The 13,282-nt window shown below is 73.9% G+C and carries 13 protein-coding genes; 8 read left to right on the top strand and 5 right to left on the bottom strand.

The window, feature by feature from the left end:
- Window positions 1-24: 24 nt before the first annotated feature.
- Both N0B34_RS01265 and N0B34_RS01260 read left to right on the top strand, forming a co-directional pair.
- A complete protein-coding gene (locus N0B34_RS01265; RefSeq protein ID WP_263729381.1) occupies window positions 25-1,308 on the top strand; it encodes an ammonium transporter in 1,284 nt (427 codons plus the stop codon).
- Window positions 1,308-1,646 carry a P-II family nitrogen regulator gene (locus N0B34_RS01260; protein WP_263729379.1) on the top strand — a complete coding sequence of 113 codons (339 nt, stop codon included), beginning with the start codon at window positions 1,308-1,310 and terminating at the stop codon, window positions 1,644-1,646. The genes N0B34_RS01265 and N0B34_RS01260 overlap by 1 nt, the downstream gene beginning before the upstream one ends.
- A gap of 34 nt (window positions 1,647-1,680) precedes the next feature.
- Here N0B34_RS01260 and N0B34_RS18080 read toward each other — a convergent pair whose 3' ends face one another.
- Together N0B34_RS18080 and N0B34_RS01250 are read right to left on the bottom strand one after the other, a co-directional pair.
- Window positions 1,681-1,923, bottom strand: a complete 243-nt coding sequence (locus tag N0B34_RS18080) for a GNAT family N-acetyltransferase (RefSeq protein WP_412175683.1) — start codon at window positions 1,921-1,923, stop codon at window positions 1,681-1,683.
- A 470-nt stretch (window positions 1,924-2,393) separates the two neighbouring features.
- The gene (locus N0B34_RS01250) at window positions 2,394-3,386 is read right to left on the bottom strand and encodes a CorA family divalent cation transporter (protein ID WP_263729378.1); all 993 of its coding nucleotides are present in this window, start codon (window positions 3,384-3,386) and stop codon (window positions 2,394-2,396) included.
- A 228-nt stretch (window positions 3,387-3,614) separates the two neighbouring features.
- On the opposite strand from N0B34_RS01250, the gene N0B34_RS01245 reads away from it, so the two are divergent.
- The 6 genes from N0B34_RS01245 (at window position 3,615) to N0B34_RS01220 (ending at window position 10,509) form a co-directional block, all read left to right on the top strand.
- Window positions 3,615-5,561, top strand: coding sequence for an APC family permease (locus N0B34_RS01245; RefSeq protein ID WP_263729376.1), 1,947 nt, complete (start codon window positions 3,615-3,617; stop codon window positions 5,559-5,561).
- Window positions 5,562-5,667: 106 nt separating this feature from the next.
- Window positions 5,668-7,092, top strand: coding sequence for a sensor histidine kinase (locus N0B34_RS01240; protein ID WP_263729375.1), 1,425 nt, complete (start codon window positions 5,668-5,670; stop codon window positions 7,090-7,092).
- Entirely contained in the window at window positions 7,089-7,763 is a 675-nt protein-coding gene (locus tag N0B34_RS01235; protein ID WP_263729374.1) for a response regulator, read from the top strand. The genes N0B34_RS01240 and N0B34_RS01235 overlap by 4 nt, the downstream gene beginning before the upstream one ends.
- A gap of 57 nt (window positions 7,764-7,820) precedes the next feature.
- Complete coding sequence (locus N0B34_RS01230; protein WP_263729373.1) at window positions 7,821-8,567, top strand: ABC transporter permease; 747 nt, start codon at window positions 7,821-7,823, stop codon at window positions 8,565-8,567.
- A complete protein-coding gene (locus N0B34_RS01225) occupies window positions 8,564-9,241 on the top strand; it encodes a response regulator transcription factor (RefSeq protein ID WP_263729372.1) in 678 nt (225 codons plus the stop codon). Before N0B34_RS01230 ends, N0B34_RS01225 begins: the two co-directional genes overlap by 4 nt.
- A complete protein-coding gene (locus tag N0B34_RS01220) occupies window positions 9,238-10,509 on the top strand; it encodes a sensor histidine kinase (protein WP_263729368.1) in 1,272 nt (423 codons plus the stop codon). The genes N0B34_RS01225 and N0B34_RS01220 overlap by 4 nt, the downstream gene beginning before the upstream one ends.
- Here N0B34_RS01220 and N0B34_RS01215 read toward each other — a convergent pair.
- The 3 genes from N0B34_RS01215 to N0B34_RS01205 are packed head-to-tail and all read right to left on the bottom strand — an operon-like array spanning window position 10,481 to window position 13,169.
- Complete coding sequence (locus N0B34_RS01215) at window positions 10,481-11,242, bottom strand: FAD:protein FMN transferase (protein WP_263729367.1); 762 nt, start codon at window positions 11,240-11,242, stop codon at window positions 10,481-10,483. The two genes, N0B34_RS01220 and N0B34_RS01215, sit on opposite strands and share 29 nt — an antisense overlap.
- 5 nt (window positions 11,243-11,247) lie before the next feature.
- Window positions 11,248-11,766, bottom strand: a complete 519-nt coding sequence (locus N0B34_RS01210) for an FMN-binding protein (RefSeq protein WP_263729366.1) — start codon at window positions 11,764-11,766, stop codon at window positions 11,248-11,250.
- Entirely contained in the window at window positions 11,763-13,169 is a 1,407-nt protein-coding gene (locus N0B34_RS01205; protein ID WP_263729365.1) for a ferric reductase-like transmembrane domain-containing protein, read from the bottom strand. Before N0B34_RS01205 ends, N0B34_RS01210 begins: the two co-directional genes overlap by 4 nt.
- Between the last annotated feature and the right edge of the window lie 113 nt (window positions 13,170-13,282).

Here is a 13,282-nt window from a genome sequence, read left to right as displayed (position 1 = left end):
CCTCCACGCGAGAGAGATGGCCCGATGCACCTCCTCACCACCGCAGCACCCGTCGACGCCGGCGACACGGCGTGGATCATCGTCTGCACCGCGCTCGTCCTGCTGATGACGCCGGGGCTCGCGTTCTTCTACACCGGCATGGTCCGGTCGAAGCACGCGCTCGCGATGATCATGCAGAGCTTCACCGCGATCGCGGTGGTCTCGATCACCTGGGTCGTCGTGGGCTACTCGCTCGCGTTCGACACGGACGCCGGCGGCGGCCTGGTCGGCGGGCTGCACCTCGTCGGCCTCGCTCACGCCCAGGACGCGGTGCCGGGGATCCCGCTGACCGTCCCACCGCTGGCCTTCGTCGCGTTCCAGCTGATGTTCGCCATCATCACGGCGGCCCTGATCAGCGGCGCGTCGGCGGACCGCATGCGGTTCGGCGCGTTCGTGACGTTCGTGGCGATCTGGTCGGTGGTCGTGTACGCGCCGCTCGCGCACTGGGCCTGGTCGCCCACCGGCTGGCTGCACCGCGCGGGACTGCTGGACTTCGCCGGCGGGACCGTCGTGGAGATCTGCTCGGGCGCGTCGGCCCTGGCCCTCGCGCTGGTGCTGGGCCCGCGGCGGGGCTGGCCGCGGGAGATGATGGCGCCGCACAACCTGCCCCTGACGCTCCTGGGTGCCGGCCTGCTCTGGTTCGGCTGGATCGGGTTCAACGCCGGCTCGGCGCTGACGGCGGGCACCCTGGCGGCGAGCGCGGCGCTGGCCACCCACCTGTCCGGGGTCGGCGGCATGATCGGCTGGCTGGCGCTCGAGAAGCGCCTCACCGGCAAGGCCACCACGCTGGGCGGCGCCACGGGTGCCGTTGCCGGGCTCGTCGCCATCACCCCGGCCGCCGGCTTCGTCGCACCGGTCCCGGCGATCCTCATCGGTGTGGTCGCGGGCGTCGTCTGCCTGTTCGCCATCCGCCTGAAGTTCCGCTTCCGGTACGACGACTCGCTCGACGTCGTCGCCGTGCACTACGTCGGCGGTGTGATCGGCACCCTGGCCGTCGGTCTGCTCGCCGCCACCGCGGTGAACCCCGCCGTGACCCACCAGGGCCTGCTGCTCGGTGGGGGCCTCGGTCAGGTGGGACGCCAGCTGCTCGGCGTGCTGGCCGCCTCGGCGTTCGCGTTCGCGGCGTCCTACGCGATCGCGTGGGTGCTGCGCGCCACCATCGGGCTGCGGGTGACGCCGGAGGAGGAGCACGAGGGCCTCGACTCCAGCCAGCACGCCGAGACCGCGTACGAGCTCACTGCCACCTCCAGCATCGGAAGGACCTCCTGATGAAGCTCATCACGGCGATCGTCAAGCCGTTCAAGGTCTCCGACGTCCGCGAGGCGCTCGGCGCCATCGGAGTCCGGGGCCTGACCGTGTCCGACGCGCAGGGGTACGGCCGCCAGGGCGGGCACACCGAGGTGTACCGCGGCGCCGAGTACCAGATCGACTTCGTGCCGAAGGTGCGGCTCGAGGTGGTGGTCAGCGACGAGATGGTCGACACGGTCGTGGACACGCTCGTCGCCGCCGCCCGCACGGGCAAGATCGGTGACGGCAAGGTGTGGGTGCAGACCATCGACGAGCTGGTGCGGGTGCGGACCAACGAGCGCGGGGACGACGCGGTCTGAGCCATCGTCCGGGCCGCCGTCCGGGCCGCGGGCGTCAGACGACGGGCAGCTCGAAGATCGTCTCGAGCCCGTCCTCGTCGTCCCACTGCTCGCCCACCTCGACCAGCCCGAACGAGGCGACCAGCGCCCGTGAGGCGGTGTTCTCCGCGCTGATCGTCGCCCTCAGCACCTGCACGTCCGCCCGCTGCTGCGCCACCGCGAGCAGGGCGCCCAGGGCGGCGCGGGCGTAACCCCGACGGCGCGCCCACGGCACCACCTCGTAGCCGACCTCGACCATGCCACGCGCGTCGGGCGGCCCGTGGAACCCGGCGCGGCCGACGGCGGTCCCGGCAGGGGCGGCGGGACCGCCGTCGCCCCCCCGGCGGCCCGGGGCGGGGCGGGGCGGGGGGGCGGCGCCCCGCCGTCGGCCGCGCTGCCGGACCCCGCGCCCCCGCTCGTGCCGGCCACGAGGGAGGAGTCGACCAGCAGCCGCGTCACCCAGGACGCGTCCCCGGGCCGCTCCCGGACCTGCTCGGTGCGGACCTGCCAGACCCGACGGCAGTGGTCGGTCGCCAGCTCGGGGTCGATGTGCAGGCCCGGCACGGCGCGTTCCGCGGTGTCGGCGCGGCCTGCGGCGAGGGCGGAGAGAGCCGCGGCAGGGACCTGGACCAGCCGCACCTCCGGCCAGGCGGGGGAGAGCCAGGGGTCGTCGAGCGCGGTCACGCGCCCATCGTGCCGGGGACCCCGGGGCAGGTCACGGACTTTCCCCTACAGCCAGTGCCGCCGCTTGAACACGACGTACATCCCGAGGTCGATCAGCACCACGGCGCCCATCACCCAGGCCCAGGCACCGGTGGTGTTGACCAGGGGCAGGTCCTTGAAGTTCATCCCGAACAGCCCGGACGTCACCGCAGGGATGGACAGCATCGCCGCGATGGCGGAGATCTTGCGCGTGTCCTCGTTCTGCTGGGCGGCCACGTTGTTCTCGTGGCTGGCCACCACCGCGTCCAGAGTGAGGTTCTGCTCGTTGGCCAGCACGGCGGTGCCCGCCAGGTCGTCCATCAGGTCCCGGATCCACGGCCCCACGTCCTCGTGGTCGACCGAGAGCTCCTCGAAGTGGCCCTCGCTGGCCTTCAGGGAGGCGTTCAGGGTGGCGACCGCCCGGTCGACCTTGCCGATCTGCCCGCGGAGCCGGTAGATCCGTTCGCGGCTCTCGCGGACGGAGTCGTCGAACACGTCGCGCTCCAGCTCCTGCAGCTCGTCCTCGATCCTGTCGGTCAGGCGGGCGTAGTCACCGGCCGCCTGTGCCATGACGGCGAACGCCGCGCCGAGGGCCCCGCCCTGGACCCGGGCGTCCGGCTCGGCCAGGTCGGAGCTGCGCACCGCATCGCCCTGCACCCGGGTGCGTCGCACCGTGACGAGGGCGCCGGGAGCGATGAACAAGAACACCTCACCGACGGTGACCGTGGGGTAGGTCCGGGTCAGCTCCAGGGTCCACAGCACCACGGCGAGGTGGTCGCCGAAGCGCTGGATCTTCGGCTGCTGACGGCCTGTCACCGCGTCCCGGGTGGCACGCGGGTCCAGCTGCAGCGGCTCGGCGACGGAGGCCATCTCTGCCTCGTCGGGCATCCAGAGCTCGAGCCACAGGAAGCCGCCGTCGCGGCGTGCCTCCTTCAGCTCCCTGGCGACGTCGGGCGACGGGTCGACGTCCAGTGCGTGCGGTTCCCCGGCGCTGTCGAACCGGACGGCGTGCGTGAGCACGGTGCCTCCCTCGTGCGCCGCACGGTGCTGGACGGTCGTCCGACGTGGGCGGTGGCACGAGTGTGCTGGCAGGCCCGGCGCTCCGCATCCGATGGCACCGGAGCCCGTGGGCCGATGGTCCCGCCGTTGCGCCACGGCCCGTCAAGGCGGCGTCAGGATCTGCGCGACGGCGTCAAGACGGCGTCAGGACGCCGTGGGTGCCCACCGCGGCCGCCGTTCCATTGAGCCGTGACAAGCCTGCTCACGGCGCCCAAGCGCCTGCTCGTCGGCAACCCGCTGCGCAACGAGCGGATGGGGGAGACCCTCCTGCCCAAGCGCATCGCGCTGCCGGTGTTCTGCTCCGACCCGCTCTCCTCCAACGCCTACGCCACGGAGGAGATCCTCCTGGTGCTGTCCGTCGGCGGGGCGTCGCTGCTGCACCTGACCCCGTTCATCGCGCTCGCCGTCATCGTCCTGCTCGTCGTGGTCGTCGCCTCCTACCGGCAGACCTGCTACGCGTACCCGACGGGCGGTGGCGCCTACGCCGTCAGCCGCGCCAACCTCGGCGCGCGGCCGGCGCTGGTGGCCGCCAGCGCGCTGATGGTCGACTACGTGCTGACCGTCGCGGTGTCCGTGGCGGCCGGGGTGGCCAACATCGTCTCGGCGTTCCCCTGGCTGGCGCACTCCGCGCTGCCGATCACGCTGGGGTTCGTCGCGCTGCTCGCGGTGATCAACCTGCGCGGTGTGCGCGAGTCGGGCACGGCGTTCGCGATCCCCACGTACGGGTTCGTCGTCGCGGTGCTCGCGATGATCGGTGTCGGCCTGGCCAGGACGTTCGCCGGGCACGCGCCGGTCGCGGCCTCGGCGGCGATCAGCGTGCACTCCACCGCCACCCTCGGCCCCCTGCTGGTGGTGGGCATCGCGCTGCGGTCCTTCGCCTCCGGGTGCACGGCGCTGACCGGCGTCGAGGCCGTGAGCAACGGCGTGCCGAGCTTCCGCGAGCCCAAGCCGCGGAACGCCGCGAGCACCCTGGCGGCGATGGGCGGCCTGACCATCGCGATGTTCATCGGCATCACGGCGCTGGCGATGATCAGCCACGTCCACATCGCCGAGGACACCTCCCAGCTGGTGGGCGCGCCGGCCGGCTACCACCAGGGCACGGTGATCGCGCAGCTGTCCGGGGCGGTGTTCGGGTCGTCGAGCATCGCGTTCTACGTGGTCCAGGCCTTCACCGCCGCGATCTTGGTGCTGGCCGCCAATACGGCGTTCAACGGGTTCCCGATCCTCGCCTCGATCCTGTCCGGCGACGGTTACCTGCCGCGGCAGTTCGGCCGCCGCGGCGACCGGCTGGTGTTCAGCAACGGGATCGTGATCCTCGCGCTGCTGGCCGGGCTGCTGCTGTGGGTGTTCGACGCGAGCACCACCCGGCTGATCCAGCTGTACATCATCGGGGTCTTCGTCTCGTTCACCCTGAGCCAGGCCGGCATGGTGAAGCACTGGACGACGGCCATCCGCGCCACCGTGCTGCGTGACGAGGTGCCGCGGATGGTCCGGGCCCGGCTGGTGAACGGGCTGGGAGCCGTGGTGACGGCGATCGTGCTGGTCATCGTGCTGGTCACCAAGTTCACGCACGGCGCGTGGCTGGTGGTGATCGCCATGCCGGTCGTCTTCCTGGCGATGGAGGGCGTGCACCGGCACTACGCGTCCGTGGACCGCGCGCTGACGCCTCCGCCCGGCGGCGTGCCGCTGCCCAGCCGGGTGCACGGCATCGTCCTGGTGTCCCGGCTGACCATGCCGACGCTGCGCGCCCTCGCCTTCGCCCGGGCCACCCGGCCGTCCACCCTGACGGCGCTGACGGTGCGCACGCAGGAGAAGGAGGCGGCGACGCTGCTCGCCGACTGGGCGGAGCGTGACGTGCCCATCCCGCTGACCGTGCTCGACTCCCCGTACCGGGACCTGACCCGGCCGGTGCTGGAGCACATCGCCCGCATCCGCCGGGACTCGCCGCGGGACCTGGTGGTGGTGTTCGTGCCGGAGTACGTCGTGGCGCACTGGTGGCAGCAGGCGCTGCACAACCAGAGCGCGCTGCGGCTGAAGGCCCGGCTGCTCGTGCAGCCCGGGGTGATGGTGACGTCCGTGCCGTGGGTGCTCAGCCCCGAGGCGACACCCGAGCCGGTGTCCGCGACGGCACCGTAGGCGGGCCCCAGGGCCCGAGCACGCCCGCCCGGACGGTGCGCGACCCCTCCCGCCGGAGGCGGCCGCGGTCCCCTCACCGTCCGGGTGGGCGTGGCACGCTGACGCCATGAGCGCCGTGCCGTCCGCCCTGCCACGTGCGGGGATGCGGCTCACCAGGGCCCGGCGCCTGGCCGGCATCGGTCTGGTGGTCATCGGCGGTCCGCTCGGCACGCTGGCGCTGGTGCGCCTGGGTACCGGCCTGTCGCTCGGCGCCGTGCTGATGCTCTACGTGCTGATGGTGGTGGTCGCCGCCGCGGTCGGGGGGCTCGAGGCCGCGGCGCTGGCCGTGGCGGCCGGCTTCCTGCTGGCGAACTGGTTCTTCGTGCCGCCGCGGCACACCTTCGCCGTGGACAGCCGGGACGCCGTGGTGGAGCTCACGGTGTTCGTGGTGGTCGGCGGGGTGGTCGGGCTCACCGTCCAGCTGGCGGCACGCGAGCAGGCCGCCGCCGCCCGGAGTCGGTTCGGCTCGCAGGTGCTCTCGCGCCTGTCCGCCGAGCCGGTGTCCGACGCCTCCGTGGTCGGCGTGCTGGACGAGGCCCGTCGCGTGCTGGGGATGGACACGATGGCCCTGGTGCGGCGGGGCGTCGGGGCGCCGCTGGCGCGCGTCGGCGCCACGCCGACCGGCGCTCCGGACCTGGTGCTCGACGCCGGCTCGGACCTGCAGCTGGTCGGCTACGGACCGGAGCCGTTCGCTGCGGAGCGGTCCCTGCTCACCGGCCTTGCCGGGGCGGCCGCGCGCGCGTGGGACGCGCAGGTGCTCGCCGAGCAGGCTGCACGGGCGCGCGAGCTGGCCGAGGGGGAGCAGGTCCGCACCGCGCTGCTCGCGGCCGTCGGCCACGACCTGCGCACGCCGCTGGCGGGGATCAAGGCGGCGGTGAGCAGCCTGCGGTCCTCGGAGGTCGAGTGGTCGGACGACGAGCGCGCCGAGCTGCTGGAGGCCGTCGAGCAGGGCGCCGACCGGCTGTCCGACCTCCTGGCCAACCTGCTGGACCTGTCCCGGCTGCAGGCCGGGGCGCTCGCGGTGCACCGGGTGCCGGTCGACCTCGACGAGGTGGTGGGCCGCGCGCTGCTGACGCTCAGCGACGAGCAGGTGCAGGTGGACGTGCCCGCGGGGCTGCCGCCGGTGCTGACCGACCCCGGCCTGGCGGAGCGGGTGGTGGCCAACGTGGTGGACAACGCCCGCCGGTACGCGCCCGCGGGTTCACGCGTGCGGGTGGAGGCCCAGGCGGTCGACGACGCGGTCCAGCTCCGCGTGGTGGACCACGGTCCCGGGGTGCCCGAGGGCCAGTGGCAGCACCTGTTCGAGCCGTTCCGCCGGCTGGACGACCGGTCGTCCGGCGTCGGTCTGGGGCTGGCGATCGCGCACGGCTTCGCCGAGGCGCTGGGCGGCTCGCTCGCACCGTCGCGGACGCCGGGCGGCGGGCTGACCATGACGCTGCGGCTGCCGCTGGCCGGGCCGCAGGCCGAACCGACCCCCGGGGAGACGGCATGACGAGGGTGCTGGTGGTCGACGACGACGCGACGCTCCTGCGCGCCCTGACGATCAACCTGCGCGCTCGCCGGTACGAGGTCGAGCAGGCCGCTACCGGACGCGCCGCCCTGCGCGCCGCGGCGGCCGGGGTCGACGTCGTCGTGCTCGACCTGGGTCTGCCCGACATCGACGGCGTCGACGTCGTGGCCGGCATCCGCGGCTGGTCGCAGGTGCCGATCATCGTGCTCTCGGCCCGCGAGTCCCAGGCGGCCAAGGTCGACGCCCTCGACGCCGGCGCCGACGACTACGTCACCAAGCCGTTCGGCATGGACGAGCTGCTCGCCCGGATCCGTGCCGCGCTGCGCCGCGCCACGCCGGAGCCACTGGCCGAGCCGCTGGTGACCACCGACGCCTTCACCGTCGACCTCGCCGACCACCGGGTCACCCGCGACGGCGCCGACGTGCGGCTGACCCCCACCGAGTGGCACCTGCTCGAGGTCCTGGTGCACAACGCCGGGCGCCTGGTGACGCAGAAGGAGCTGCTGGCGCAGGTGTGGGGCCACGGCTTCGAGGAGCAGGGCAACTACCTGCGGGTCTACATGGCGCAGCTGCGGCGCAAGCTGGAGCGGGAACCGTCCCGGCCGCGACACCTGGTCACCGAGCCCGGGGTGGGCTATCGCTTCGTGCCGTGAGCTGCTGCCGCCGTGCGGCTCGACGGCCGGCACAGCCGGCCGCCGTAGGCTCGCCCCATGTCGTCGGCGGAGCTCCTGCGGGTGCTCGCCGGGATCGGGCTGCTGGTGGTCGTCACCGCGGCCGTGCTGCGCACGTTCGGCGTCCGCTTCCCGTGGGCACCGGCCGGAGCGGTGGCCCGCGGCGCGCTGCAGCTCGCCGCGATCAGCCTGGTGCTGACCGGGGTGATCACCAGCCGCCTGTGGGTGTCGGCGGCGCTGCTGGTGATGTTCTCGGTCGCGGCGACCACGGCCACGCGCCGGCTCGGCTGGAGCACGGCCCGCATGCTGCAGGTGGCGGTCGCGATGGCCGCCGGCATCCTGCTGGCGCTCGGCGTCGTGTTCCTCACCGGCGCGATCGGCTTCACCGCGAGGTACACGCTCGCGATCGGGGGCATCGTCGTCGGCAACTCGATGACGATCGCCACGCTGACCGGGCGGCGCTTCACCCAGGCCACCCTGGACCACTGGGAGGAGGTCGAGGGCTGGCTGGCGCTCGGCGCCCGCCCGGCGCAGTCCACCGCCCAGCTCGCCCGCGACGCGGTGTACTCGGCCATGATCCCCACCGTGGACCAGACGAAGACGACGGGGCTGGTGACGCTCCCCGGCTCGTTCGTCGGCGCGATCTTCGGCGGGGTGTCCCCGCTGCAGGCCGGCCGCTTCCAGATCGTCGTGCTGGCCGCCGTGATGGCCGCCGGGTCCCTGACCGCCGTCCTGCTGGTGCACTGGCTGCAACCCATCCGTACCCGTCCGGAGGCCCTGAGATGACTGCCGTTCCCGGCACCGAGCGCCGGCTGCTCGTCGTGGAGGACGACGCCGACCTGGCCGACATGCTGGCGGAGCTGCTCACCGGCGAGGGCTACTCCGTCGACGTCGCCCGGGACGGGCAGCGCGGTCTGCACCTGGGGCTGACGCGCAGCTACGACGTGATGGTGCTGGACCGCGGCCTGCCGGCGATCGACGGCCTGGACCTGCTGGGCCGGCTGCGCAGCCGGGGCGTCACCACCCCCGTGCTGGTGCTCTCGGCGCTCGGCAACCCCGCCGACCGCGTGGAGGGTCTGGACGCGGGTGCCGAGGACTACCTCGGCAAGCCGTTCGACATCGACGAGCTCGCCGCCCGGCTCCGGGCCCTGACCCGCAGGCACACGGAGGACGCGCTGACGCTCCCGGTGCTCGGCGGCACGCTGCACCCGGCCACGCACGAGGTGGTGCGCGACGACGGAGAGCGGGTGGCGCTGTCGGTGCGCGAGAGCGAGCTGCTCGAGGTGCTGGCCCGTCACCCGGGCCGCGTGTACGACCGTGAGCGGCTGCTCGACACCGTGTTCCCGGACGCGGGGGAGGTGGGCGTCGTCGACACGTACGTCTACTACCTGCGCCGCAAGCTGAGCCGGGACGTCGTCGCGACGGTCCGCGGTGTCGGGTACCGGCTCGGTGCCTCATGAGCGACGCCGAGCTCGCGCCCGACGACGGCGTCGCGATCCGCCCCGGTGCGTCCCGCCCGCGCCGGTCCCCCGAGGACGTCGAGGTGGCTCGTGCCGCCCGGCGCCTCGGCTGGCAGACCGCCGTCGTGGTGCTCGCCAGCGTGGTGCTGATGGCGGCCGTGGTGCTCGTCGCGGTGCTGCGCGGCCAGGCGCGGGACGCCGAGGCGAAGCTCGAGCAGGTCGCGCACAGCATCGACGACACCCGGGACGTGCCGCCCGGACTGTGGGTCACGGTGATGTCGACGGTCGACGGCTCGATGACGTCGAGCCCGGGCCTTCCGCAGGGACTGCCGGACGTCGGCGCCCTCAGCGCCGTCGCCGAGGGCCGGCACGAGGTGCGCAGCACGGTCGCGACCGGGGAGGGGCCCGTTCCCGTCGTCACGGTCGAGCGGGACCGCGTCGTCGTGCAGGTCGCAGTCGACCCGAACGAGAAGCACGACGAGCTGGAGCGGCTGCTGACGGCCCTGGCCTTCGCCGGTGGGACCGGCGTGGTGCTCGCCGGCGTGGCCGGTGCCTGGTTCGGCCGTCGGGCGGTCCGCCCGCTGGCCGACGCCCTGGCGCGCCAGCGCCGGTTCGTCGCCGATGCGAGCCACGAGCTGCGGACGCCGCTGACGCTCCTGAGCACGCGGGTGCAGCTGCTCGGGCGCCACCTCGACGCCGACGTCTCCGACGTGCCACCACGGGTGCGCGCCGACGTGACGGGTCTGCACGGCGACACCGCCGCCCTCGCCGCGCTGTTCGACGACCTGCTGCTCGCGGCCGACGACCGCCGGGTCGCTCCCGAGCCGGTGGACGTCGCCGCGGTCGCGGCGAAGGTCGTCGCGGCCGCTGCCGCCTCCGCCTCCGCCCGCGGCATCGCGCTGCGCACCACCGGCGAGTCGGCGGCGGTCGCCCTGGCCGGTGGGGTGTCGGTCCGTCGTGCACTGACGGCCCTGGTGGACAACGCGCTCGACCACGCGGAGTCCGCCGTCGACCTCGACGTGGTGCGGGACGGCGACCTGGTCCGCGCCCGGGTGCTCGACGACGGCCCCGGCATCGCCCCCGGCACCCGGGTGTTCGAGCGCTTCGCCTCGCACCGGCCGGCGGCGGACGGTCGTCGGCACTACGGGCTCGGCCTCGCCCTGGTCGCCGAGATCGCCACGCAGCACGGCGGCCGCGTGGCGGCCGGTCCCCGGGACGACCAGCGCCGCGGGGCTCAGGTCACGCTCGAGCTGCCGGCGCTCCGCTGACGGCAGCGGGCGCCGCGGTGATCACGCGCCGGTCGGTCGTCACGGCGATCACCGTGGCGGCACCGTGCTCGACCGCCCACGCGGGTCCGTCCTCGCCCATCGCGAGCACGGTGGTGGCCAGCACGTCGGCGACCGTCAGATCCGCGGCCACCACGGTCGCCGCCACCAGGGGCAGCTGCCGGGAGCCGCTGCGACCGTCCCACACGTGGGCGCCGCGCTCGTAGGTGCCGGAGGTCGCCACGGCGCCGTCGCGCACCGACAGCACGGCGAGCACCGCCTGCGGGTCGTCGGGGTGCCGCACCGCGACGTCCCACGCCCGCCCCGGCTCCGGCTCGCCGCGGGTCACCACGTCGCCTCCGGCGTTCAGGCAGAAGTCGCGCAGTCCGGCGGCGACCAGCACGTCGGCGGCCCGCTGCGCCGCCCAGCCCTTGACCACGCCGTTCGTGTCGAGCCGTCCTTCGGGGGTGCACACGTCGAACACGCCCGCCGAGTCCTCGTGCGCCTGCGCCGCTATCTGCAGCACCTCGCGCATGTCCGGCGACAGGGCGTCGTCCGCGACCTCGCCCCGCTCCAGCCGGCGCAGCTCGCTGTCCGGCCGGTACGTGCTGAACCGCTCGTCGGCCCGGTGCAGCACCGCGAACGCCGCATCGAGGGCCGCCTCGGCGGCCGGTCCCTGGGCCCCCCGGACGTCCACGGACATCGGCAGGCCCATCACCTCCTCGACGCGACGCACCTCGCTCAGCCGAGCTTGTCGATCGCCGACTGCAGCGACTGCGCGTACGCCTGCGAGGTGAACGTGGCACCGGACACCGTGTCGATGTTCGCCGAGCCCGCCGCGATGGCCTCCTTCGTCAGGATCGGCACGGCGTACGCGTTGATCTGCACGCTCTCGCCGTGGCGGTTTGGCGTCTGCAGCGCCTGCACCGCGGAGACCTTGCCGTTGGTGAAGGTCACCGACAGCTGCAACGGCCCGTACGGCGTCTGCTCGGTGGCGCCGACGATCGTCTTGGTGCCGCTCGTGGTGCCGGACTGGGTGCCGGTCGCGCTCGAGGAGCCCGACGTGCCCGACGACGTGCCGGTCGAGCCGTTGGTCGTGCCCGCCGCGGACTGCCCCGTCGAGGTGCCGCCCGTGCCGGTGTGCACGGCGCCGGACGCCGCGAGACCGTCCGACCCGGAGAACCGGGCGGCCGCGGTCGCCGCGATGGCGGCGAGCGTGCCGGCGAAGATCAGGGTCCCGCGCCAGGGTTGGGTGCTCATGACAGGCTCAGCTCCTCGTGGTGGATGGCGGCACGCGGGACGCCGAGCGCCCGTGCCGACCTGACGACGGTGTCCGTCATCGCGGCCGGGCCGCAGACGAACACGTCACGCTGCCGGATGTCGGGGACCACACGGCCCAGCACGGCCGGCGACAGCGGGTCGTACCCGAGGTCGCGCCGGCGGCCCGGCAGCGGGACGTAGTGCAGGGTGTCGTAGTCGGGGAACTCCCGGGACAGCGCCAGCCGCTCGGCGTCGTGGGCGCGGTGCACCACCACGACGTCACGCCCCTGGGAGACGAGCTCCTCGGCGAGCGCCCGCACCGGGCCGATGCCGGCGCCGCCGGCGACCAGCAGCACGCGCCGTGACCGCGCGCGGTCGGCGGTGAACTTCCCGAAGGGCCCCTCGAGCAGCACCCGCGTGCCGGGGCGGATGCGCCGCACGGCCGTGGAGTGGTCGCCCAACGCGCCGATGGTGAACCGCACGCGCTCGTTCGTCGGGACCACCGACACGGAGTAGGGGTGCGCGGTCCAGATGTGCCCCGGGGTGAGGAACCGCACCAGGAAGAACTGCCCGGCACGGGCCTGCAGCGCATCGAGCCCGCTGCCCTTCAGCCACACGCTGGTGGTGCCCTTGGCCTCGTTGACCACGGACTCGACCGTCAGGCCGAGGTGCACGTGCTGCACCAGCGGGAGCCCGACGCGCCACCAGACGATCGCCAGCGCGGTGCCGGCGTACATGGTGAACCACACGGTCTTGGCCGGCCAGGAGCCGACGAAGTGCGCCCCGGACGAGATCTGGTGCAGGAAGGTCAGGAAGATCCCGCCGTAGATCGTGAAGTGGATGCCGAACCACCACTCGTAGCTGAGGTAGCGCCGCAGCAGCCGGGCGCTGGTCAGCCCGACGACGAGGAAGACGACGGTCCCCACGATCGCCGGCAGGATGTCCGAGTAGGTGTGCAGCTGCGCCATGAGCTCGGCCCACGGCGTCTTGTGGTCGCTGAGCATCCCGCCGAGGATCATCGCGCCGACGTGGGTCAGCACCAGCAGCAGCACGGTGGTGCCCAGCGACCGGTGCCAGGACACCAGCCGGTCCAGCCCCACCGCCCGCTCGAACCACGGCACCCGCGCGACCAGCAGCACCTGGGCGCACACGAGGAACGACGCGATCAGTCCGGCGAGCTCGCCGAACGCCGTGATCGCCGTGCCGGGTGTGCTCCCCATGGACGGCGAGGTCCCGGCCCACCAGAACCACAGCACGGCGAGCGAGCCGAGCCAGATGACGGCACGGACCGACCGGGCACCTGGCCCCCGTACGGGTGCGGCCTGACGGCTGCGCGACGCGGCGGCCGGACGGCTGCCTCGGGCTGCCGGACCGGCCGTCCGGGTCATCGTGGAGGTCGTCATGGCAAGGATCATCCCGAGCCGTTCTCAGAGTTCTCTCCGAGCCACCTGTGTGTCGGTTGTGCGGCGGTCGGCCGTCTCCGTGGCGGTCACGACGACCCCGCGAGACGGCCCGG

The organism is Cellulomonas sp. SG140, from assembly GCF_025770785.1.
Lineage (GTDB): Bacteria > Actinomycetota > Actinomycetes > Actinomycetales > Cellulomonadaceae > Cellulomonas.
This window is presented reverse-complemented; position numbering and strand designations above follow the sequence as displayed.